20 protein-coding genes are annotated in these 22533 nt (G+C 63.6%); 13 read left to right on the top strand and 7 right to left on the bottom strand.

The features are described from left to right. Window positions 1-29 precede the first annotated feature (29 nt). Genes ABD742_RS23035 through ABD742_RS23025 form a run of 3 tightly spaced genes read right to left on the bottom strand, consistent with a single transcriptional unit; the run spans window position 30 to window position 4168 of the window. Window positions 30-1241 carry an ABC transporter ATP-binding protein gene (locus ABD742_RS23035; RefSeq protein ID WP_234751639.1) on the bottom strand — a complete coding sequence of 404 codons (1212 nt, stop codon included), beginning with the start codon at window positions 1239-1241 and terminating at the stop codon, window positions 30-32. Further along, on the bottom strand, window positions 1238-3076 hold the full coding sequence (locus ABD742_RS23030) for an ABC transporter permease (RefSeq protein WP_234751638.1): 1839 nt from the start codon (window positions 3074-3076) through the stop codon (window positions 1238-1240). The genes ABD742_RS23035 and ABD742_RS23030 overlap by 4 nt, the downstream gene beginning before the upstream one ends. Beyond that, window positions 3077-4168, bottom strand: a complete 1092-nt coding sequence (locus ABD742_RS23025; protein WP_344789159.1) for an ABC transporter substrate-binding protein — start codon at window positions 4166-4168, stop codon at window positions 3077-3079. It abuts the gene before it with no gap. A gap of 209 nt (window positions 4169-4377) precedes the next feature. Between ABD742_RS23025 and ABD742_RS23020 the strand changes: the two genes are divergently transcribed. Then, window positions 4378-4950 (top strand): Chromate resistance protein ChrB, encoded by a 573-nt coding sequence (locus ABD742_RS23020; protein WP_234751636.1) that lies wholly within the window; start codon window positions 4378-4380, stop codon window positions 4948-4950. Between the two features lie 85 nt (window positions 4951-5035). On the opposite strand, the gene ABD742_RS23015 is transcribed toward ABD742_RS23020, so the two are convergent. The 4 genes from ABD742_RS23015 to ABD742_RS23000 all read right to left on the bottom strand — a co-directional run bounded on the left by ABD742_RS23015 (window position 5036) and on the right by ABD742_RS23000 (window position 8772). Beyond that, window positions 5036-5806 (bottom strand): GAF and ANTAR domain-containing protein, encoded by a 771-nt coding sequence (locus ABD742_RS23015; RefSeq protein WP_234751882.1) that lies wholly within the window; start codon window positions 5804-5806, stop codon window positions 5036-5038. Between the two features lie 93 nt (window positions 5807-5899). Continuing rightward, a complete protein-coding gene (locus ABD742_RS23010) occupies window positions 5900-6949 on the bottom strand; it encodes an FUSC family protein (protein WP_234751635.1) in 1050 nt (349 codons plus the stop codon). Window positions 6950-6996: 47 nt separating this feature from the next. Then, on the bottom strand, window positions 6997-7251 hold the full coding sequence (locus tag ABD742_RS23005; RefSeq protein ID WP_234751634.1) for a hypothetical protein: 255 nt from the start codon (window positions 7249-7251) through the stop codon (window positions 6997-6999). A 27-nt stretch (window positions 7252-7278) separates the two neighbouring features. Continuing rightward, the gene (locus ABD742_RS23000; protein WP_234751633.1) at window positions 7279-8772 is read right to left on the bottom strand and encodes a PucR family transcriptional regulator; all 1494 of its coding nucleotides are present in this window, start codon (window positions 8770-8772) and stop codon (window positions 7279-7281) included. Between the two features lie 229 nt (window positions 8773-9001). Between ABD742_RS23000 and speB the strand changes: the two genes are divergently transcribed. The 12 genes from speB (at window position 9002) to ABD742_RS22940 (ending at window position 22532) form a co-directional block, all read left to right on the top strand. Next, window positions 9002-10006: an agmatinase gene (gene speB / locus ABD742_RS22995; protein WP_234751632.1), complete on the top strand. Its 1005-nt coding sequence runs from the start codon at window positions 9002-9004 to the stop codon at window positions 10004-10006. Further along, entirely contained in the window at window positions 10003-11460 is a 1458-nt protein-coding gene (locus ABD742_RS22990) for a purine-cytosine permease family protein (RefSeq protein ID WP_234751631.1), read from the top strand. Before speB ends, ABD742_RS22990 begins: the two co-directional genes overlap by 4 nt. A 76-nt stretch (window positions 11461-11536) precedes the next feature. Then, window positions 11537-13069: an aldehyde dehydrogenase family protein gene (locus ABD742_RS22985; protein WP_234751630.1), complete on the top strand. Its 1533-nt coding sequence runs from the start codon at window positions 11537-11539 to the stop codon at window positions 13067-13069. 28 nt (window positions 13070-13097) lie between these two features. Then, window positions 13098-14390 (top strand): D-arabinono-1,4-lactone oxidase, encoded by a 1293-nt coding sequence (locus tag ABD742_RS22980; protein ID WP_234751629.1) that lies wholly within the window; start codon window positions 13098-13100, stop codon window positions 14388-14390. Window positions 14391-14487: 97 nt separating this feature from the next. Next, on the top strand, window positions 14488-14919 hold the full coding sequence (gene mscL / locus ABD742_RS22975; RefSeq protein ID WP_234751628.1) for a large conductance mechanosensitive channel protein MscL: 432 nt from the start codon (window positions 14488-14490) through the stop codon (window positions 14917-14919). Window positions 14920-15041: 122 nt separating this feature from the next. Continuing rightward, complete coding sequence (locus ABD742_RS22970) at window positions 15042-15896, top strand: ACT domain-containing protein (protein ID WP_234751627.1); 855 nt, start codon at window positions 15042-15044, stop codon at window positions 15894-15896. A 74-nt stretch (window positions 15897-15970) separates the two neighbouring features. Next, window positions 15971-16918 (top strand): proline dehydrogenase family protein, encoded by a 948-nt coding sequence (locus tag ABD742_RS22965; protein ID WP_234751626.1) that lies wholly within the window; start codon window positions 15971-15973, stop codon window positions 16916-16918. A gap of 457 nt (window positions 16919-17375) precedes the next feature. Then, window positions 17376-18728, top strand: coding sequence for an MFS transporter (locus ABD742_RS22960; protein WP_234751625.1), 1353 nt, complete (start codon window positions 17376-17378; stop codon window positions 18726-18728). 103 nt (window positions 18729-18831) lie between these two features. Next, window positions 18832-19515, top strand: coding sequence for a GntR family transcriptional regulator (locus ABD742_RS22955; RefSeq protein ID WP_234751624.1), 684 nt, complete (start codon window positions 18832-18834; stop codon window positions 19513-19515). Further along, window positions 19512-20333: an aspartate/glutamate racemase family protein gene (locus ABD742_RS22950; protein WP_234751623.1), complete on the top strand. Its 822-nt coding sequence runs from the start codon at window positions 19512-19514 to the stop codon at window positions 20331-20333. The genes ABD742_RS22955 and ABD742_RS22950 overlap by 4 nt, the downstream gene beginning before the upstream one ends. Window positions 20334-20341: 8 nt before the next feature. Then, window positions 20342-21790 carry an amidohydrolase family protein gene (locus ABD742_RS22945; protein WP_234751622.1) on the top strand — a complete coding sequence of 483 codons (1449 nt, stop codon included), beginning with the start codon at window positions 20342-20344 and terminating at the stop codon, window positions 21788-21790. Window positions 21791-21797: 7 nt separating this feature from the next. Next, window positions 21798-22532: a maleate cis-trans isomerase family protein gene (locus tag ABD742_RS22940; protein WP_234751621.1), complete on the top strand. Its 735-nt coding sequence runs from the start codon at window positions 21798-21800 to the stop codon at window positions 22530-22532. The last annotated feature ends 1 nt before the right edge of the window (window position 22533 follow it).

Here is a 22533-nt window from a genome sequence, read left to right as displayed (position 1 = left end):
CTGTCGTGACAAAAATTCGCTGAGCTTGGCTAGTGCGCGCCCGGCGTGGTCCCGAACGCGATCGCGGCTTCCGGGTCCACCGTGACGAGGCAGTCGGCGCCGCGCGGAAGTCCCGCCGGGGCAGACACTGAGGTGAGCCGCCCCCAGGGACCTTCCACCACGTGGTCATAGGTCCGCCCCCGGTAAGCGACGTCAAGGACGCGCCCGGCCAGTGTGCCGGCGGATCCCGGAAGGGACGCGTGGTTCGGTGCCTGGCCGGGGCGGGAATGTTCGGGAAGGCTGAGTCGGGTCGCCGCAGGCCGGACTTGGACGATGGCTTCGTCTCCGGGCTTCAGGTTCCCGGCGGGGCGGCAGTACACTTCGGAGTCTCCGAGCCGGACGGTGACCCTGTCGCCGTGGCCCTGGGTGACGATCCCTGCGAGGGTCCCTCCCACGCCGGTGAACCGGGCGACGAACGGGGTCGCCGGGTTGTTATAAATCTCCTCGGGCCGCCCGTATTGTTCCAGGGTGCCTTCTCGCAACACCCCGATCTCGTCGGCCAGCGCGAATGCCTCACTTTGGTCGTGGGTGATGTAGAGGGCGGACGCTCCCGTCTCGCGGGTGAGCGTGGATATTTCCAGCCGCAGCCGCTCACGCAGATCGGCGTCAAGATTCGACAGTGGTTCGTCAAAGAGGATCAGCGACGGACGTCCAACAAGGGCCCTCGCCAAGGAAACGCGCTGCTGCTGGCCTCCGGAGAGTTCGGGTGGATAGCTGGAGGCTTTACCCGTGAGCCCGACCCGTTCGAGCATTTCCGTGATCAGCATGGTTGCCGCGGCCGAGCGCAGTTTGCGGCGCCGCAGCGCGTAGCCAACATTCTGTGCCACCGTCATATGCGGCCAGAGGGCGTAGTCCTGGAAGACCATGCCCAGATCCCTCCGTTCCGGGGGCACGTTCATGCTCGCGCTGCTGACGGTTGTTCCGTTCAGGGAAATGCTTCCGCTGTCGAGCCGCTCAATGCCCGCGATAGACCGCAGGAGCGTTGATTTGCCCGATCCCGACGGTCCGAGCAGAACCGCGAACCGGCCCGGCTCGATCCTGAGATCAACCCCGGTCAGAGCGGGCGTGCTGCCGTAGGACTTGGCGGCTCCTTTGACCTCAATGAGACCCCCTGACATCCCCGGGTGTTCTGCGGGGCCGTCCGGGTTCGCCGGGGGCACGGCAGTACGGGGGCTGTTGCGTCCGAAGACCGTGGTGATCATGATTGTGGTCCTGTCTTTCGCCACCCGGCAGGGGTGGCCAATCGGAATATGAGCGAAGCCAGTCCTATGACGGCCAGCGAAAACGCGACGGCGAGAACCTCCACGGCCGTTCCGCCGCCGAAGTCGTACGTGCCCAAGGCCTGATTGATCCCTACCGCCACCGGCGGAGAACCCGGCGGATACAGGAGCTGGGAAATGGGCAGCTCAAGGATCGTTCCCGAGAAGGTCAGCAGCCAGGCCGAGAGGATAGGCCGGGCCAACACCGGAAGAACGACGGAAAGCCAGGTCCATACCGGTCCGCTGCCGTGTGCACGGGAGGCCTCACGCATCGATTCCTGCAGCTGGCTCATGCTTCCTGCCAGAAGGCGGGTGGTGGAAGGAAGCGCCGAGGCAACGTAGGCGAGTACGAGCAGCGACGCCGTGCCGTAAAGATGAATATTCAGTGCGGCCGTCACGGGAAGGTTGTAGGTGAAGATATACCCGGCGGCGAAGACGATGCCGGGAAGAGCGATGGCTGCCAGCAGGATGAAGTCCAGCACCTTGGCACTGACGGTGAGTGAGCGAGCCGCCAACATTCTGGCGCACAGCAACGCAAGCACCGCGGCCGCGGTGGCGGTGATCAGAGCCATCTGGGTGGAAAAGACCAGCGGTCCGAGAAGGTTCGGGCTGTGGAGGGCGTGGTCGTAGTTGGTCAGGGAAAGGGGGTGGTCGCTTTGCAGCGATCCCAGACCATCAATCATCGACGCCGACACGGCGCCGAAGGCCGGAACACCCAGTGCGATGAGGATCAGAACAGTCAGGAACCCTCCGGCCGCCGCTTTCCACGGGCGCGTAAGGCTCAACGTACGCCCGGACCGGCTCCGGCCGCCCAGCACGCGGTAGCTGCGTCCCTTCAACGCCATGGACTGGAGCAGCAGGGCTACCGCGATCAGGCCCAACAGCATCCAGCTGACAGCCGCAGCAACCGGAAATCGCACCGGGAACGCTTCCACGGCGTCGAAGATCGCGTACGTCGCCACAGGGAAGTGCGAAGTGCTGGACAGCGTGGAGGCCACTCCGTAGTCACTGACCGACTCGGCGAAAACGATGGCAAGAGCGGCCCAGACGGCCGGCCCCAGAAGCGAGACTGTCACGCGCAGCGAATCGATGAAGGTGCCGCCGTGGACCCGGACGGCATCGTCGAACTCGCTGCCCAACCCGCGCATGGCGGCGGAGATAGCCAGGAAACCGAACGGGATCCCCTTGATGCTGAGGATAAGGGCGATACCGACGGGGCCGTAGTAGATGTCGCGCGCCCAGGAGCAATCGATGCCGGCCACGGCCAGGACTCCGGAGGGTTCGAGCAGGCGCTGCCAGCCCATGGACAGCAGGTAGGAGGGTGTCAACAGCAGGGCAAAGACAGCACCCGTCCAGATTTTCCGTCCCGGGGCGTCAGTGCGGACAACGAGCCACGCCAGAGCAAGGCTGACTCCCACGGCCACGGCCGCCGCAACCAGTCCCAAGGCGGTCGAATCAGCCAGCGCCTGAAGCAGTGTGCCTTTGAATGCGGCACTGAAGGCTGAGAGGGTAAACCATTCATCGCCCTGACCGAGCAGACGGGGGCTGAAAGCAGCGAGCAGGAAAGCGCCGATAGGCAGAATCAGGACCATGACAATAGCGAGCCAGAACGCCAGAACGGGCGAGAACCTGACGGACCACGTCTTGCGGCCCTCCGGCGAACGCCACCGACGCGAGGACCCGGCAGACGCGAGACCGGGAACCCCAGTCCCGGCTACGGGAACGGCACCCGGTCCCGCCTTGAAGGGCGGAACCGGTTGCCTTAGCTGCTCGGTCATCTATTTGATGTTCGAGTCAAACCAGCTGACAATGTCGGCCTGCCGCGGGCCCCATGCGAAGGGGTCGATGTGCTGGTACCCGGCGGGGAACGACGGAACCCCGGCAGCCGGAGTGATTCCGGAAATGATGGGCCAGAACAACGAGTCACCGTCGGGGTTGCCGTTCTTCATGGCCTCCTGACCGGCCGGAGAAAGAACGAAATCCGCGAACTTTTTCGCCTGCTCCTGGGCCGTGGCCGGCGCGTTCTTGTCTATGCCGAAGACGCCGGGAAGCAGGGTCGAGGCTGAGAGACTGGCAACCTTGGGCTGAAAGTCTGCAGTCGGCTTGACCTTGAGAACTTCAGCCAGGGCCGCCGAGCTTTGGATCATGCCGTACTGGATCTGCCCGGTTTCCAGGGCATGCAGGGTGTCTCCGTTGGTGGGGTAAACCTTCATGCCGTTGGACTTCAGGTCCGAGAACATTTTCTTTCCCTGGTCAACTCCGCCCAGTTGGTTCATTACCCCGGCGATCAGCGGATAAGTCGGACCTGACTGGGAGGGATCGTTCATTCCCACCTTGCCCGTGTACTCGGACCCGGAGAGGTCGGCCAAGCTGGTGGGCACCGCACTGGTTTTCGCAGCGTTGTAAATCACCGCCGGGACCGTCGTCACGCCGGTGGGGATGTAGCTGTGGTCCCCGGGCACTACAGACTGTCCGGCCGGGGTGTACGGGGCGGCAGGAGTGTAGGGAAGCAACTGGCCCTGCTGGTCCAGGGAAGCGAAGGCCGTGTCGCCGTCGGCCCAGAAAGCGGTCCACTGAGGGTTGTTCTTCTCAGCGGCGATCTTCGTCAAAAGCGGTCCCGTGCTGTCATCCACCAGCTTGACCTGAATACCGGTCGCAGCGGTGAAGGCCTTCACCACGGGGGCGTCGTACCCCATCGCCGAATAGAGGACGAAAGGCGCCTGGTCGGAGCCTGCGGCACCAGTCGCCGTTGAGGAAGCTTGGCCAACCGCGGTTCCAGCCGCCTGGCCCCCGCACGCGGACAAAGTCAGGGCCGCGCCAGCTGCCATGGCAGTAACCGCAATCATCGCGGATTTGTTCTTCAGTTTCATCACAGGGTGCTCTCTTCGGAATATGCGCCGTTGGAAGACAAAGCTAACGGCCGTTAGCTTGATGCCGTAATGATCGTGACTTCAGAGGGCTAACACAGCGTCGTGCTTTGGTGAACGAGGGGTTAAGGCTGCTAAACGCTTCGCCAGCTGACAGGCACCCGGGAGTCCGTCCGGAGGGTAGTCAGTCATGCTCCGGATACAATCCGAAGATGTGCCCTCCCGAATCGACAGACGGTCCGGATGCGGCCGGGGCGGCCGAATGGCTGATCTTGGTCTACCGTGTCCCCTCCGAACCCACCCGGCTACGCGCGACAGTGTGGCGTCGTCTGAAAGGACTGGGCGCCGTCTACCTGCAAAACTCGATCGCAGCCCTCCCCAAGGCGCCCGCAGCCGAACGTGCCCTTCAGAAGCTCCGCCATGAAATCCTGCAAATGTCTGGAACAGCCGTCCTCATGTCCTCCACGGTCCTTGCCGGAGAATCTCACGTACTGAACCTCTACCAAAAGGCCCGCACCGACGAATACGAGGAGATCATCGACCGCTGCACCGATTTCCTTGCAGGAATCGAGAAGGAACACAACGCCCAGCACTTCACGTACGCCGAACTCGAAGAAAACGAGGTCGACCACACCAAGCTCATCAACTGGCTCGCCAAAATACGGGCTCGCGACACCTTCCAGGCACCCGGCTCGAACGAAGTAGACAACGCCCTGGCCAAATGCGCACAGGCCTTGGAAGACTACGCGGCACGCGTCTATACGGAAGAATCCGAAGCACACTGACGGCTCTGGTCTGCTGCGCGAAATGGCACAGCATGGGCCCTCGAAGGCATTACACCCCGTGCGCTGACCCATCAGGGGGCCGGACTCACCCCGCCCGGCTGCGGCCCGGCTCCTGGACCGGCTCTTCGAAGTGGGTCAGGGTGCCCGCTGAGTCAACGGAATCCACCAAGGACTTGGCGATATCGCGCAATTTCACGTTGCGATTGCTCGAGGTCTCCGTCAGGATCCGGACCGCGTCCTCCTGGCTGCAGCGGCTCTGTGCCATGACAATTCCAACGGCGATGTCAATGGCCGTGCGGGACTCCATCGCCGCCCGGAGATTCTTTGCGCTGTCCGCATGGAGGGCGATCCTGATGGCAAGACGCAGGGCCTGGGATACCTCACGGGTGTATCCGCGGGCCCTGTCTGCGGCCCTTTCGTCGAACTTGTGCGCAGCCTCGGAGTACAGGTTGAGCGCTGCTTTGGCCTCTCCCTCAAGGTTGAAAGGCAACGACAACACCGACCTCAGGCCGTGCGACGCAACGGCAGCCGCATAGTCGGGGCCCCAACGGTTCTCCTCAAGAAGATCCGGGACGTGGACTTCCCGATCTTCTTCGGCGGCCGTCAAACATGGCCCCTGGGCCAAGGAATACTGAATCTCGTCCACTTCGCGGGCCGCGTCACTGCTCCAACCAATCGTGAGTGCCTTCCGCTCGCGCAGCAGCGTGATCCCGCAGAGGGCATCATCGCCGTTGCCCGCCACCTGGTGGGCAGAAAACCGCGCGAGCTCGTTGAGGAAGTCCTCGAAGTCGGCACTCTCCAGGATCAGGTTCTGGATTCGGTCGATGGTGGTCCAAGTGGAATCTGTAGGAAGCATGGCACGTTCTCCCGGTGAATATGCTGATTGGGGCATGTGGAAATAATAAGTCCCCTTACATAAGGTCCCACACGGTTGGCAATTGGGAAACGCCTAGCCGGGCGCGAGTTCCCGGAACCGGGACCATGCCGCGGGCGCCAATACCACCGCGACGCCGACGGCGGCCCCGATCACGGTCTCGACGATGCGGTCCCGCAGCAACAGCCCGGGCGGGACGTTGGCGACCAGCAGAGTGGAAATGAGAGCCAGTGGCGTGACAAATATCTGTGCCACAAGATATTGGCGCGCAATGAAGAGCTCGGCCCCGAACTGGCATAAGGCAATTACCAACACCATCTGCCAGGGCGCCGGGCCGAGCCACAGGATTCCGGCCAACACCAGCAAACCGAGCAGGGTCCCAACGATCCTCTGGATTCCCCGTTGCACCCGATGCCGGGTACTGCGGCCCACCAAGGGAACCACTGCCGCCACCATGGCCCAATAGCTGTGTCCGAACCCGAGCCATTGCCCGGCCAAGGTAGCCAGCGTTCCGGCCAGCCCGGCAGCCACGAAGTAGCCCAAGCCTTCCAGCCACGCTGCCCGGACTTCCTGCGGCAATAACCGGTCCGACGGCGGTCGCTTCCAGGGCGTCCGGTGGCTCGGGACCACCCGTGCCGACATTCCGATCAGCAACGCCAGCACCGCAGTCAAAACGGCGGCCAACATCCCTTCCCAGAGCGGCGGCTGCTGAGGCACGGACGCGATCGCGGCGAAAGCGAAAATATGGAAGAGGGAACCTGCCGGGCGAAGCCGCCACAGCGCAGTCACCACGGAGCAAAATGCAGCAACCAAGGTGGTGCCGAGCGTGAGGATCCACACGTACACGTCCGAGCCCTGTCCAACCCTGGCCGTCAGGGTGGCGAGCAGGATGATGCCAAGCAGCAGCGAACCGGCCCGGAGTTGGCTTCGAAAACGGTGGCTGTGGGGCTCGTTGCGGCCAAAGATGTTGGTGAACGCAGCAAAGCTGGCGAAAACCACGAGGTCCAGGCGTCCGAACAAAACGAGGGTGATCAATGGCAGGAAGACGCCCACAGCGCAGCGCACAGCCGGGTGATGGTCCTTGTTGCCGGGACCGATCCTGAACATCTCTGCCAGGGCGTTCAATGGATTGCCTGCCTCTGCTTGCTTCTCTTGAGCGGCGTACTGCTCAACTAATACTGCCCGACGGCGGCACTGGCATCCGTTATGAGCTTACGTCGGGCGGCTCCAGGCTGCCCGACCGCCTTCCGTTGAATGGTAAACCCCGGGCGTCGGCATTCGACGACGTTGACGGCGAGCCCGCCCATGGCGGTTTCCTGCGCCGCCGTCCAGCCCGCCTGGCCCGCTACGCGAGGTTCCAGGAAGAGCTCCAGGCGGACCAGGATGCCGCAGACGTGTCCATCCGCGCGGATGCCCGGGGCGGACAACGACAGCCACCTCCCCGGGGCCGGGGTCTACTGATGCATCGCCTCATGAATCTGGAGCGCAAACCAGAGCTGGGCCAACGTAGACGTTTCGGTCATGTCGAGCCCCGTCAACTCGCTGATTTTCCGGATGCGGTAGATGATGGTTTGGCGATGGGCGAAGAGCGCCGCGGCGGTCTTTTGCCACGACCTCTGGGTGTCCAAGTAGGTCTTCAAAGTCACGATGAGATCGCCTTCCTCGCTCTGTTCATACGTGAAGATCGGGCCGAGCAGCCGCTGAACCAACGCCGTCCCCTCCTCGAAACTCGTGAGCCCCAGCCACGAGGGACCCTCGGCGTAACGGGACAGGTTTACGGCATTGCCTTTCGCTGAACCGAGCGCCCACAGCGATTCCTGCAGTGCACGTTGGACTCCCCCGGCAGACGTAGGCGAGCTGATGCCAATCCGGACCTCGGGCCCCGCGCAATGGATCAAAACGTCATCGGTCACTGCCGCGGATACCGCCACATGAAGTGTATTTAGACGCCGCAGGCAAGCGGCCTGAAGTCCGTGGCGCCACAGTTCGACGTGCATGTTCGCCAGCCGCTCGCCGTCGTCGGCCCCTATCGAAACCACCACGAAATTCTGCGCCGAAATCTCAAAAGCGGTGAGCCTGATCTCCAGTTCAGCGATCCCCAGGCGTCCATCGAACGCCTGCAGGAGGAATTCGCCCGCCAGGCGGTGCCGGCCCTCCAGAGACAGGGCCGTTCGCGAGAGTTCCAACCCCAGCACCGTCGCCGCATGCAGAAGCACGACGGCGTCAGGGTGCGGATCGCTTTTCGGCAGCACCACCAGCACCGCATTGGCGTGGGTGGGGATGTCCATCATCAACACGTGCCGGTCCCGCAGCCGATGCCATTGGAACTTCTTCCCGGTCATGGGTATATGCCCTGTCAGGGGGGCCAATTCCGCCTGCAGGAAGTCCGGCAGCGGCTCACCATCCGGATGCCAGGGATGAAGGCAGCGCCGGTCCACAACGAACAGATCCGCATCGAGCTCGGCCTCAAGGCTTTGGAGAAGGCCCTGCCAATGGTCCTCGGATGTTCCCGCCGTACGGAGCAGGTCATAGACCCGGGCGGTCTGACGCAAGCGCCGCGATTCCTCCAGCAAGGAGGCCTCAGCTACCGCTCGCGCGATAGCGATGAAGGGCAATGGATACGGAACGCTGATCAGCGGCAGCGGCAACTGTTCGCATGCCGCGAGGAACTCCGGCAACAGCTCAGGGGCATGCATCTTTTCCCCGATGGCAAGGGCACTGGCACCTGCATCGACGAGCGCCTCGGCGAGCGCTACTTGGCCTTGGGCGTCGGCCGGGATGGACAGGCCGTTGGTCATCATCAGTTCGCCGCCGGTGACCCATTCCCACAGCCTCGGCAGGTCGGAAGTGTGTGCCCACGTGATCCGGTTGTCCCTGCCCGCGGATCCGGCCAAAAGCGTGAGTCCGAGCTGAGGTTCCGCCACGAGCTCAGCCACAGTAATCGCCATGAAATATGCTCCCAGCGCGTTGGTTTCGGGCCAACTCAGGACCCTTAGACAAATGTATAAGAGCCTCGTCCATTTGTAGTCAATCGACCGCTATACGCCGTGATGCACGCCACTAAGAATTGGATTACCTACTTCCCGCTCAAAGGCGAGCACCCCCATCCCAACACCGAACGCTGCGGCATCGCCGCCCGGCAGCACTGAACAGCAGCACTGAACAAAGGACACCGGAATGACAACGCACAAGCCCATCGGCCCCGTCGACGCTACAAAAGTCCCCCGGTATGCAGGCCTCGGCACTTTCGCCCGGCTCCCCCAAATCGACCGCGTTCCGGACTACGACATTGCGATCGTCGGCGTACCGTTCGACGGCGGAACGTCCTTCCGGCCAGGCGCCCGGTTCGGTCCTGCCGCAGTCCGCGAAGCCTCCCGGCTGCTGCGTCCCGGCTACCATCCCGAACTGGACGTCGAGCCCGTCAACGAAGTCCAGGTTGTCGACGCCGGCGACATCGCCTACACCCCCTACGACATCGCCCGGGCCGTCCGCGAAATCGAGGAGCAGGCACTGCCCCTGATCGGTGAGGACAAGAAGCTCATCTCGATCGGTGGCGACCACACCATCGCCCTCCCGATGCTCAGGGCCCTGAACAAGGTCCACGGACCGGTCGCGTTGCTGCACTTCGACGCCCACCTGGACACCTGGGACACCTACTTCGACCAGCCGGTCACCCACGGAACCATCTTCCGGCGGGCTTTCGAGGAAGGCCTCCTCGTGGAAGACAGGTCCATGCACGTCGGCATCCGCGGGCCGGTCTACGATCGCAACGATTTCCTCCGCGACCACGAATTCGGATTCCAGATCATCCGCTGCTCGGACCTGGACGTCATAGGCGTTCCGGCGGCCATCGCACAGGTCAAGGAGCGGCTCGGCGACACCCCGGTGTACGTCTCCATCGACATCGACGTCCTGGATCCGGCCTACGCGCCGGGCACCGGCACCCCGGAGATGGGCGGGCTCCACTCGCGCGAACTTCTGGCCCTGCTCCGCGGCCTGAACGGCATCAACATCGTCGGAGCAGACGTCGTCGAGGTCGCTCCGGCCTACGACCACGCAGACATCACCACGCTGGCCGCGGCCACCCTCGTCTTCGACCTCCTCGCGCTGATGGTGAACCGCGGCAAAGCCTCCGCCAACGCCGTCCGCGAATTGCAAGCAGCCTCCTGGACCGCATCATGAACACCCGAAGCAATCCCGCCGCAGTCACCGAAGTGCCCCGGCTCGAAGACAAGACCATTCAACCCATCCCGTTGAACGAACGCCACGGAAAGGCGCGGGACCTCTTCACCATCTGGTTCGGTTCCAACATCATGATCATGACCATCGTGACCGGCGGACTCGCCACCACGGTGTTCGGGCTCAGCTTTGTGCCCGCCACCGTGGGAATCATCCTTGGCAACGTCATCGGCGCCATCTTCATGGCGCTCCACTCCGCCCAGGGACCGCAATTGGGCGTGGCACAGATGATCCAGACCCGCGGCCAGTTCGGCTCCTTCGGGGCGCTGCTGATCGTGGTCATCGTGGTGATCATGTACGTCGGATTCTTCGCCGCGAACCTGGTCTTTGGCGGCGAAGCAATGGCCGCGGTCAGCCCGGACATCAGTGTTGACGCAGGCATCATCATCATCGGCGTCGTGAGCGTTGTTGCCACGATTTTCGGCTACCGGCTCATCCACGCCTACGCACGCTTCCTCAGCATCGTGGCTGGTTTGGCGCTGCTGCTGGCCTTCGTCTGGATCATGTTCGTCCACGGGCTGCCTGCCACTTTCCTGTACCAGGGAAACTTCAACTGGGTTGGCTTCATGGCCACCGTCTCCGTATCCGCCTTGTGGCAACTCGCCTACGCTCCCTACGTCTCGGACTACTCCCGCTACATGCCGCAAGGCACCGGCTCGGGCCCGGCGTTCTGGGCCTCCTACTCAGGCTGCGTCCTAGGGACCCTCTTCCCGATGATCCTGGGTGCCTTGGTGGGAACCCTCGCGGTCACGATGGGCGCAGACGCCGGCAACGTCGAAATCGTCGGCAGCATGGGAGCGTTGCTCCAGCCATGGACACTGGCAGTCGTGGGAATCTTCTGCCTCGGCGTTGCAGCGTCGAACGCCATGAATCTCTACTGCGGCGTCCTGTGCAGCCTCACTATTGGGCAGACGTTCAAGCCGAACTGGTTGCCTCGCGCCAAGACCCGAAGCGTTGCGGCAATCATCCTCTTTACATTCGCACTCCTGATCTCTCTGTTCGCACGCGACAACTTCATCCTCTTCTACACCAACTTCCTCTCCTTCCTGATGTACGTCCTGGTTCCCTGGACAGCCATCAACCTGGTGGACTACTACCTCCTCCGGCACGGCGATTACAGGGTTGAGGACTTCTTCAAACGCGACGGCGGAGTGTACGGCCGCTTCAACTGGGTCGCCATCGGTTCCTACGTGGCAGGTGCCCTGGTCCAGCTTCCGTTCTCGGCAACAGCGATCTACACCGGACCCGTCGCGGCAGCCATGGGCGGCGTAGACCTCTCCTGGATTGTCGGACTCGTGGTAGTTGCTCCGCTCTACTACGTCGCGGCACGCACCTTCCGGAAGAAGACCGAGGCCACCCCGCTTCAGGCCCCCGCACTCGCAAGCGAATTGGTCTAACGCACCGCGGGCTTGGGCCCGTACTTCCCATAAACTCCCGACGCCACGACCGGCGCCAGAAAACAAAGGCAAAATCATGACACTCATCGACACCGAACAGTTCACCGTCCGTCGCGTCAGCGAAGACAACAACTCCCCTGCGGCCCACAACGCCCCGGGCATCTTGCCACTGCCTCTGCCTCCCGGCGGGCACTTTATTGGCGGATCGTTTGTTCCGGGCTCTTCCACCCACCTCATCGACGTCGTAGACCCCACCACTGAGCAGGTCATCGCGTCCGTGCTGGCCGGCACAGCTGCCGACGTCGATGCTGCTGTTGAAGCCGCGGTGGCGGCCCAGAAGTCCTGGGGCGCCACGACCCCGAAGGAACGCTCCGAGGTGTTGAACCTGATCGCCAACATCATCGAAGCCAATCGTGAAGCCTTCGAAATCATCGAGTCCGCCAACACCGGCAAGCCGCGAACCGTTGCCGAGGACGATGTCTCCAGCACTATTGATACTTTCCGTTTCATGGCCGGAGCGTCCCGTACGCTGACGTCCATGGCTGGCGGGGACTATGCAACCGGGCACACCTCGGTGATCCTCAGGGAGCCCGTGGGCGTCGTCGGCGTCATCACCCCGTGGAACTACCCGCTGCTGATGGCTGCCTGGAAGATCGCGCCTATCCTGGCCGCCGGAAACAGCATCGTCCTCAAGCCGTCCGAGCAGACACCACTCTCGACGCTCAAGCTTGCGGAACTCCTCGCCGGACGCATTCCGGACGGAATCCTCAATGTCGTGACGGGACAGGGCCGGACCGTCGGACAGCGGATTTCCGAACACCCTGACGTTGCCCTCGTCGCCTTGACAGGGAGTGTCGTTAGCGGACAGGCCGTGGCGGAGACTGCGGCCAAATCGGTCAAGCGCGTCCATCTCGAACTCGGCGGCAAGGCTCCGGTTGTTGTGTTTGCCGACGCCGACCTCCGTGCTGCCGCCGCCGGCGTGCGAAACGCCGGGTACTGGAATGCCGGCCAGGACTGTGGCGCTGCATGCCGCGTACTTGTGCACGAGTCGGTGGCTGCCGAGTTCACGGAACACTTGGTGCGCGAAGTCAGCACCCTAGTGGTCGGCGCTCCGGGGGCAGGGGACGACGTGGAAATCGGACCCATGATTTCCCGCCCACACTTCGAACGCGTCAAGGAATCGCTGGCCGAGGCAAAAGCTGCTGGCCTGCACATGGCCATCGGCGGTTCTGCGTTGGAAGGCCCGGGTTACTTCATCGAACCCACGGTCATCGGCAACGTCCCGGCCGGGGCGCATGTTGCCACCCACGAGATCTTTGGGCCCGTGGTCACGGTCGAGACTTTCAGTTCCACCGAAGAGGCCATCACACGGGCGAATGAGAGCCCTTATGGACTATCTGCCTCGGTATGGACCCGGGATTCAAGCCTCTCGTTGAGCGTTCCAAAGCAACTCGACTTCGGCACCGTCTGGGTCAATTCACACTTGGTGCTGGCTTGCGAGGTACCGTGGGGCGGATTCAAGGGATCCGGCTACGGCCGGGACCTCTCGCTTTACGCCCTGGACGATTACTCCCGCACCAAGCACCTCATGATCAACCACGGCGCATGAGCCTTCAGACAAGCAACGGAGCTTAGCAATGACCACCGCGCACCTTCCCCACACATCATCCTCGGCACGCTCAGCCACCCCGCCGGCCCCTTTCGGAACAGACGTCACCTGGACCAATTGGGGCGGGAACCAGAGCGCCACGCCGGCCTTCACCGTCCGGCCGCGCACTGAACAAGAAGCGCTCGACGCCGTTCGTTTCGCGATCCGCGAAGGCTTGCCCGTGCGGGCGGTCGGCTCAGGGCATTCATCCTCGCCGCTGGTCCAGACCGGGGGCGTCCTGATGGACATGTCCGCACTATCGGGGATCACCGGAACCGACCCTGTCCGGCGTCGTGCCAGAGCCCTTGCCGGCACCACCATCAATGCCTTCGGCGATCCGTTGTGGGAGCAAGGCCTCGCGCTGGCCAACCAAGGCGACATTGACAAGCAGCAGATTGCGGGCGCACTCTCAACCAGCACCCACGGCTCCGGGAAGGATCTGGGGAGCTTCTCGTCAAGCCTCCGTTGGGTGAAGCTGATCAATGGTTACGGCGAGATCGTCGAAATCGGCGAGGGGCAGCTCCGCGAACTCAGGGCCGCACAGGTGGCTTTGGGTACGCTCGGGATTTTCCTCGAGGTGGAGTTGGCCGTTGAGGACCGCTACTACTTGCAAGAACAAATCACGTATCCCACTTGGGACGAGACCACCGCAACCTGGCAGTCCGACATCGACGCGAACAGGCATTACTCGTTCCTCTGGTGCCCGGAGGAAGGCTCGTGCGAGCTCCTGGACCTCCCGGGCGCGCCAGGCCTGAGCATGGCAAACCGCAGCTACACCAAGCGCTACAACATCGCGCAGATCCAGGACGAGCAAATTTCGGGTACGGAAGGTGCCCGGCTGGACCGTTCGTACCGTATTTACCCGGGCGGATTCACCACGCCGTTCCATGAACTCGAGTACTTTGTGCCGAACGAGGTTGGACTGTCCGCCGTTGAGGCCGTCCAGGACCTGATCCGCACCAAGCACCCTGACCAGAAATACCCCGTAGAGGTTCGCTGGGTGAAGGCCGACGAAGGCTACATGTCCCAGTTCCCGGGACGCGACACCACAGTGATCACCCTGACTACCGAACCCGGGACCGACTACTGGCAGTTCTTCCGTGATGCCGATTCGGTGCTGCAGGACTTCGAGCCACGTGCGCACTGGGGAAAGATCCATTTCATGACGAGGAGCCGTTTGGAACGCCTCTACCCGGAGTTGGACACCTTTATCCAAGTACGGCGCGAGTTCGATCCGCGCGGAATATTCCTCAACGACCACACCCGCGCCCTTCTGGGTTGACCGAGCGAAATTGGGTCCGATACACCCGTTTGAAACTTTGGAGTGGTAGTTTGATCTCTGATTTAGCCAGAGACTCGTACCCACCGGAGGATATTCCATGCTCAAAGGTTTCAAGGACTTCGTTCTTCGCGGCAACATCATCGAGCTGTCCATCGCAGTCGTCATCGGCACCGCGTTCACGGCCCTGGTCGCAGCCTTCACCACCAACATCATCAACCCGATCATCGCCGCGGCCGGGGGAGTCAACGCACAGGGACTGGGCTTCTCCATTTGGCCGGACAACGCGAAGACCTTCGTCAACTTCGGCGCCGTCATCACCGCGTTCGTGACCTTCCTGATCACGGCCGCCGTGGTGTACTTCATCTTCGTTGCGCCCATGAACAAGATCAACGAACTGACCAAGCGCCGTGCCTCCATCGAAGAACCCGAGGACGAACCGCTGCCGGCTGACACCGCCCTGCTTGTTGAGATCCGCGACCTCCTGACCGATCTCGCCGCCGCCAACAAGAGCGACGAAAACGCCCGCTAGGTTCCGGGCATTACGGCCAGTTCGGCGCGTCCGGTCGGCGCCGAACTGGCCCACATCAGTGCTGCCTCAGATCGTGACGCAGGCGCAATCCACCTGAAACAGGGCTCGGGCACGATAGTGCCATGAAGCCGAACAAGAGGACTTCCGCTACAGCCGAGCTCTCCTGCGAAGTATGCGGCCAGATGCCCGAGGCTCCGAAGGCCCGGGTCACCGTGGCCCAAATCGCCGTGATGCTGCCCATCGAACTCCTTGTCCACGCCGCGGTGGTTGAAACGCAACTGCCTTACCTGGCCAAGGTGCTCCTCCTGACCGTCACCGCAACGGTCCTGGTCATTTGGGTCGCCGAGCCCTCCGCGGCCAGGATTCTGCGGCGCTGGATCCACGCACCTGCCCTCCGCCACCGCAGGAAGCTCCATTCGGCCCCGGCCCTTTGGCGGGCGAGGACCGTGCTCCGCGACCAGCCGGGTTCCCTCCAACGCATCACCCAATCCCTGGCGCGGACCGACATCAACATCCTCAGCATCCATGTCCACCCCATGGATGGAGCCGTCATGGACGAATTCGTACTTTCCGCTCCGGGCCACCTCGGCGAGCAGGAGCTACTGACAGCGCTCGACGACGGCGGCGGCCGGGATTCGCACGTTTGGCCTACCACTGCACTCGCCATGGCGGACGGCCAGACCAAGGCCCTGAGCCTGGCTGCCCGGATCGCCGACAACCCGCACGAACTGCCGCTGGCGGTTGCGGAACTCCTTTCGGCGAAAATCGTCACCCCGGAACCGGAAGGTCCGGCTGTCGAGGCGGGCGCCGCCGTCGGGCCCTCCACGACGCTCCTCAAGATTCCCACCGCCTGGCACGGGCCGCTCCTGTTCTCCCGGCCGGGCGAGCCGTTCACGCCGGCGGAATCAGCACGTGCACACCGGCTCGCCGAGCTTGCGGAAATCCTGGCGCACACCCGAAGGGGTACCCGATCCTGACCAGCCCAGCGCTGAGATTTCACATCGCGAACCCGACATCGTGGCCTGCAAACTCCGCAGGTACAGTTTGTCGGGTGACTACCAAGATTGATCTCGAGCGTGCTGCCGATACCCTCCGGGCGTGGGCATTGGATGAAGGCCTGAAGCAACGTGTCATGTCCACACCGGCCTTGGCGACAATGGCTTCGCGCGTGGCAAGGCGATACTCGGCCGGGGACACTGCCGCCGACGCCATCGAGGTAGCCGCAGCGGCGGTAGCCCGCGGGCATGCCGCCAGTATCGAATACGCCGGCGAGAGCGTGCGCGACGCCGACCTGGCACGCTCGGAAGCCGGGGTGTTCCTCGAGGTGGGCGCTGCACTCGGGAAGACCGGCCTGCCGAGCACGATCTCTTTCGACCTCTCCCACCTCGGCGCTCTCGTGGACCGCGATCTGGCGCTCAACCACGTACGCCGGCTTGCCGCGATAACTGAACCGTACGGGACGGGACTTATGATCTCGGCCGAAGGTTCCGATCGGACCGATCTGGTCCTCGACCTGTACGACGAACTCGCTGTCGAAGTCCCCCGCGTCGGCATCACACTCCAAGCCCGCCTGCACCGCACCCCGGGAGACCTCGAACGGGTCCTCCGCCACCCGGGTACCGTTCGCTTAGTCAAAGGCGCGTTCCTCGAACCCGAGTCCGTCGCCTACCCCCGCAACAGCGTCGAACTGACTGCTGCCTACCTCGATCTGGCAAGCAAGCTCATCCGCTCCGGCCACCCGCTTTCCCTCGCGACGCACGACGACGAGCTCGTCAACACGCTCATCACCAGGCACGGCGAGGCGCTGAAGACCGACGCGATCGAATTCGAGATGCTCCTCGGACTGGGGACCGATCTTCTCGACCGGCTCCAAAGGGACGGCTACCGGACGCGCGAGTACGTCATCTTCGGTGGCGAGTGGTGGTTGTACGTCCTCAACCGCATCGCGGAACATCCGGACCGGGCGCTGACGGCTCTCGCCGACCTCAACCCGAGCTAAGCGCTCCACGATCCGGCCCTAAACGCCTGACGACACGGAAAATCCATGGCGACACCGGAATTCCAGCGTCGCCGGACTTTCTCCGCGCCCCGTAGCCAGTTGCGCGTCTTGAGGTAGGAAGCGCGTCGGCAAGAAGGCACGCCCCAAGCCGAGCCTCCGGTATCCCATCCGTCGCCCCGTCACCGAGCAACACCGCCAATCCGGGCCTCACAACCCCCGGTCACATTCCGCTTCTTCGCTTTGTATACCAAAACCCTTGACAGTGCGCCGGGTCACATCTAATTTTGATTTTGGGATCCCAAAACGGACTCAACGAACCGGCAGCGTCCCTCCTCCCGGAAGAAGGACAGGGCCGCTACTGCTGCCGCAGGCGCGAGTCCGGCTGCCGCGGCAACCCGCACCCAGCGCAGCAATTCAAGTCTTTCCCCGCTCCTCAAACTCCCCTGAAGGAGAAACTGTGTCTCTCCAAAACACCGAAACAGAAGCGCATGCCTTCGAAGGAAAAGCAGAAGAAAAAGCCGGCAAGGACGGCGTGCAGCGACGCACGGGTGTCCGTTGGAGGCTCTTCGTCCTACTGCTGATCCTGGTAGCCGTCAACTACATCGACCGCGGCTCCATCTCCGTGGCATTGCCCATCATCCAGAAAGAATTCAACCTCGCGCCGGAGCTCGTCGGGCTCCTGCTTTCCGCATTCTTCTGGACCTATGCCCTCATGCAGATCCCCGTCGGCTTGCTCATCGACAAGTTCGGCCCCCGCAAGGTCGTCACGGCGTCGTGCATCGGCTGGGGTGCCGCAACGGCCGCATCCGGCCTGGCCGGCGGCTTCCTCAGCATGTTCATCGCGCGCCTGGGTATCGGCGTCGCCGAGGCCGGAGTCATGCCGGCCGGCGGCAAGCTCAACGCCATCTGGATGCACAAGAAGGAGCGCGGCCGCGGCGCCACGATCCTTGATGCAGGCGCCCCGCTCGGCGCCGGCCTGGGCGGCATCCTCATCACCTGGCTCATCGCCTCAACAGGCAGCTGGCGCTACTCGTTCATCATCGCCGGCGCCGCCACCGTCCTCATGGGCCTGGCCGTCTGGTGGTACGTCCGCGACAATCCCCGCAACCACAAGCGAGTCAACGACGCCGAGGCCAGCTACATCGAGGCCTCCCACGCCGAGGAAGACGCCGAGGCCAAGAAGGACGGCGTCAAGGGCAAGCGCGCTCTCCTCCCCTACCTGAAATTCCGTTCCTTCTGGGCCATGTGCTTCGGCTGGCTTGGCTTCAACGGCGTGTTCTACGGCCTGCTGACCTGGGGCCCGCTGTACCTGGCCCAGGCCAAGCACTTCAACCTGAACACCATCGGCTGGTCCACCTTCGTGATCTTCGGCGCCGGTTTTGTCGGCGAAATCCTGGGCGGCACCATCGCGGACAAATGGCGTGCAGCCGGCGCGTCGGCAAACAAGGTCATGCGCACCCTGCTGGGCATCTCCAGCATCGTGGTGATTGGCGGCCTGGTAGGCGTCACCATCGTGGCAGACCCGACGACGGCGGTTGTCCTGCTGTCCGTGGTCATGTTCTTCCTCCGCTGGGTTGGCCTGTTCTGGAGCATCCCCTCCATTCTTGGCGGGCGCACCAACTCGGGCGTCCTGGGCGGCGCCATGAACTTCAGCGGCAACATCTCAGGCTTCGTCACCCCGATTGTGGTAGGTCTGATTGTCGGGGCCACAGGCTCCTACACCTGGGCCCTCCTATACTTTGTCGGATCCGCGATCATCATGGGCGTATCCGTGCTGACGCTGGACTACGGCAAACGACTTCCGGTCTAACTCGCCTGACCGGTCTGGCCGGACGGTCCTGAACCACCAAAAGGCCAGACGCCCGCCGGGAATGCCGGGCGCAATGACCCAAGAGAACACGAATGGAGCAAAGATGCTGATTGCAGATGAAACCCCCACCACGGACCGCCCCCTCCGGGAATCCGTGCGGGACGCCATCCGTTCGCGAATCTTCGAGGGTCATTACGCGCCCGGCACCCGGCTGGTGGAGCGGGACCTCGCCGCCGAATTCAACGTGTCGCGACTCCCCATCCGCGAAGCCCTCCGCATGCTGCGGCAGGAAGGCCTCATCCAGGACCGCGCCTCCCGCGGTTCCGAAGTGGCAGGATTGAGCCCCAAAGACGTCGAGGACCTCTTCGACGTCCGTCAGTCGCTCGAAGTCCTGGCATGCCGCCTGGCAGCGGCCCGCGCCACCGACAAAGACCTCAAGCACTTGGCCGGACTCCTCCATGAGGCCGATCGCTTCCTCGCGAAAGGCTCAATCCTCGAGGCCCACCGCGCCAACAGCGAATTCCACGATGCCATCACGGCCATCGCCAACAACGATTTTCTGCGCACCGCGCTGGAACCGCTCCAAGGCCGCATGCACTGGCTCTTCCGCCACGTTGACGACCTGCCCGAACTGATCCAGGAACACCGCGATCTCTACGCCGCCATCGCCAGCGGCGATCCCGAGCGGGCCGCAACCCAATCGGCGTCGCACATTGGAAAGTACCGCGAGCAGTTCCCTCAGGACGCGCCCGCCACCGAACTCACGTTGCAAGGCAAACGAACATGAAATTGCTAGTCATCAATCCCAACATCAGCTCCGATGTCACTGCGTTGATCGCCGCCGAAGCGCACCGCTCCGCGGGGACTGACACCGAGCTGATCGTCCGGACCGCAGGACATGGCGTCGAATACATCGAGACCCGTTTTGAAGCCCTCATCGCAGCCGGCGCGGTCGCCGAAATCATCGCCGAGCACTGCGGCGGAGATCCGGCAACGGACCACATAGACGGCGTCGTGGTGGCAGCATTCGGCGACCCCGGAATGCCTGCGCTCAAGGAACTCACGGACGTGCCGGTCATCGGCATCACGGAGGCCGCCCTCTGCGCCGCGGCCCTGCAGGGCCAACGCTTCTCCATCATCGCCATTTCGGACCGCATCACCGCTTGGTACCGGGACTGCGTGGAGCATTTCGGACTTGGCAGCCGTCTTGCCTCGATCCGGTCCATCAACCAAAGCCTCAACGGCATCGGCACCGTGCAACAGGATTTCAAGGAAACCCTCCTGGCACTAAGCCGGCAGGCCGTCGCGGAGGACGGCGCCGACGTCGTCATCCTCGCAGGTGCCCCGCTTGCCGGACTCGCGCGCGAGCTCGAAGGACAGATCCCCGTGCCCGTGGTGGACGGAATCTCCGCCGGGATCCGCATGATCGAAGCGGTCGTGGCGCTGCATTCCGGTTTCCACCGCCAAGGCGCTTTTGCCCCGCCGCCCGTCAAGCACCGCCGGGGGTTGTCCGAAAACCTCGACGCCGCCCTGACCGCTATCCAGGCCGCCGCCAGCACTTCCGTTGCTGCCAACGCGACTGCCGCCGTCCCAGCCGGAAAGTAGGAGCCACCGTGACCATTCCCGATCTCGTCATCGCCCACGGCACCGTGGTCAACAGCCGTCAATCCACTGGGCCGGCCCGGCAAGCAGCCCACGTCGTGGTCGACGACGGCCGCATCACCCAGCTCATCGACGCCGCGGAACCGGTCCCCGCCGCCTCCCGCATGATCGACGCGTCCGGCAAGTTGGTCATCCCTGGCGGCGTGGACGGCCATTGCCACGTGGCCCAAGTGACCGGCCGCTTCCGCACCCTGGACGACTACCGCGCCACCTCCACCGCGGACCTGTGGGGCGGCACCACAACCATCATCGATTTCGGTATTCCGCGTGACGCCCAGGAATCCCCGCTGGACGCGGTCCTGAACAAGAAACGATTGGCGGCCGAGTCCCGCTGCGATGTCGCGCTGCACGGCTCAGTGATCTGCTGGGACGAGACCGTGCCCTGGCAGCTGGAGCAGCTCGCCGCCGAGGGCGTCCGTTCGGTGAAGATGTACACCACCAATCGCGGCTCCACCATGGCCGACGGTGACACCATCCTGAAGGTCATGCGCGAAATGGTGCGCCTGGACGGACTCACGTACATCCACGCCGAGCACGATCCCATCATTGCCGACTGCACCGAACAACACGCCGCGGACGGCCGGATCGGCATCGAGCACCTGCATTCCACGCGGCCCGAACTCGCCGAGGAAATCTCCGTCAAAGAGACTCTCGCCATGGCCGAGTACACCGGAGCGCCCGTCTACTTCGTGCACCAGTCGACCCCCGGCGCGGTGGATCTTGTCACTGAGGCCCGCGGGCGCGGCCAGGAAGCCTACTCCGAGACGTGCCCGCACTACTTGACGCTGGATGACACCGTCTACGGCAGCGATTTTCCCGAATGGTATGCGTGCTGCCCGCCCATGCGCAGCGCTGAAACAGTAGAAGCGCTGAAGGAACGCCTCGCAGCCGGAGCCATCCACACCGTGTCCTCGGACCACTCCTGCTACGACCTCTCGCAGAAGCGCGAGCGCACCGACGACGTCCGCTTCATGCCGCACGGATTGCCCGGCGTCGAAACCCGGATGCCCGTGACGTTCACCGCGATGGCGGCCAACAGCACAGTGGAGGACTTCGTCGAGGTCTTCTCGGCCGGTCCGGCGCGGATCAATGCCGTGCCCGACAAGGGCACTATCGCGGCAGGGTTCGACGCCGACCTGGTCATCTTCGATCCCGCCGAGGAACGCGAGGTCGACGGCGGCGCCCTCCACATGGGAACTGACTTCTCGCCTTTCGAAGGGAAGACGCTGAGCGGCTGGCCCGCCGTCGTCGTGTCCGCCGGACGCGTGGTGGTCGACGACGGCGGTTTCCACGATCCCGGACCGGTTGGCCGTTTCGTTGCCCGCAACGGCTTCGCCGCCCACCGCGACGCGCTGTCCGTTCGAAAACCGCCGTCCGTTGCCGCCACCGTTTCTGCTTAGGAGAACCATGCCTTCCGCACACCGCCCCACCCGCATCGGCATGATCGTGCCGTCGTCCAACACCTGCCTGGAGCCGCAGAGCTACCGGATCCTGGGTGACCGCCAGGACGTCACCATCCACTTCACGCGGATTCCGGTCACCCGGATTGCGCTGGATGATTCTTCGGACAAACAGTTTGATTCGGCCGTCATGCGGGAGGCCGCCGCATTGCTCGCGACGGCGGACGTGGACGTCATCGCGTGGAACGGAACTTCGGGTTCCTGGCTCGGTTCAGCGCACGACGAAGCCCTGGTCCGGGAAATCACGGAGGCCACCGGGATCCCGGCCACCACCTCCACGTTGGCCTACCTGGAGGCCTTCAAGACGTTCGGCACCGAAAGGATCGGCATGTTCACGCCCTATACAGGGGACGTGAACCAAGCCGTCATTGAGTCATATGCGCGCGAAGGAATCAAGACGGTGGACCACCGTCACCTGGACCTGAGCAACAATGAATCCTTCGCCCGGGTCACGGACGCGGAAATGCTGCCCGGGTCCTTGGAACTTGCCGCCTCGAACCCGGACGCGCTCATTTATTTGTGCACGAACCTTTACGGCGCCAACATCACCGCGGAAGTGGAGGAAACCACCGGAGTACCGGTGCTTGATTCCGTGGCGGTGACGCTGTGGCATTGCCTCAAGCTTGCCGGAGCGCCGTTACTGGCACCCAAGTGGGGCCGGCTGCTTGCAGAACTGCCTTGAT

The sequence above is a fragment of the Arthrobacter ramosus genome (assembly GCF_039535095.1).
Taxonomy (GTDB): Bacteria; Actinomycetota; Actinomycetes; order Actinomycetales; family Micrococcaceae; genus Arthrobacter; species Arthrobacter ramosus.
This window is presented reverse-complemented; position numbering and strand designations above follow the sequence as displayed.

Bases quoted from the DNA above. Each gene is read 5' to 3' on its own strand.
- ABD742_RS23030 (WP_234751638.1), bottom strand. From the start codon at position 3,076: ATGACCGAGCAGCTAAGGCAACCGGTTCCGCCCTTCAAGGCGGGACCG.
- ABD742_RS22950 (WP_234751623.1), top strand. From the start codon at position 19,512: ATGAAATTGCTAGTCATCAATCCCAACATCAGCTCCGATGTCACTGCG.
- ABD742_RS23000 (WP_234751633.1), bottom strand. From the start codon at position 8,772: ATGGCGATTACTGTGGCTGAGCTCGTGGCGGAACCTCAGCTCGGACTC.
- ABD742_RS23035 (WP_234751639.1), bottom strand. From the start codon at position 1,241: ATGATCACCACGGTCTTCGGACGCAACAGCCCCCGTACTGCCGTGCCC.
- ABD742_RS23015 (WP_234751882.1), bottom strand. From the start codon at position 5,806: ATGCTTCCTACAGATTCCACTTGGACCACCATCGACCGAATCCAGAAC.
- ABD742_RS22955 (WP_234751624.1), top strand. From the start codon at position 18,832: ATGCTGATTGCAGATGAAACCCCCACCACGGACCGCCCCCTCCGGGAA.
- ABD742_RS22985 (WP_234751630.1), top strand. From the start codon at position 11,537: ATGACACTCATCGACACCGAACAGTTCACCGTCCGTCGCGTCAGCGAA.
- mscL (WP_234751628.1), top strand. From the start codon at position 14,488: ATGCTCAAAGGTTTCAAGGACTTCGTTCTTCGCGGCAACATCATCGAG.
- ABD742_RS22990 (WP_234751631.1), top strand. From the start codon at position 10,003: ATGAACACCCGAAGCAATCCCGCCGCAGTCACCGAAGTGCCCCGGCTC.
- speB (WP_234751632.1), top strand. From the start codon at position 9,002: ATGACAACGCACAAGCCCATCGGCCCCGTCGACGCTACAAAAGTCCCC.
- ABD742_RS22940 (WP_234751621.1), top strand. From the start codon at position 21,798: ATGCCTTCCGCACACCGCCCCACCCGCATCGGCATGATCGTGCCGTCG.
- ABD742_RS23025 (WP_344789159.1), bottom strand. From the start codon at position 4,168: ATGAAACTGAAGAACAAATCCGCGATGATTGCGGTTACTGCCATGGCA.
- ABD742_RS22970 (WP_234751627.1), top strand. From the start codon at position 15,042: ATGAAGCCGAACAAGAGGACTTCCGCTACAGCCGAGCTCTCCTGCGAA.
- ABD742_RS23020 (WP_234751636.1), top strand. From the start codon at position 4,378: ATGTGCCCTCCCGAATCGACAGACGGTCCGGATGCGGCCGGGGCGGCC.
- ABD742_RS22980 (WP_234751629.1), top strand. From the start codon at position 13,098: ATGACCACCGCGCACCTTCCCCACACATCATCCTCGGCACGCTCAGCC.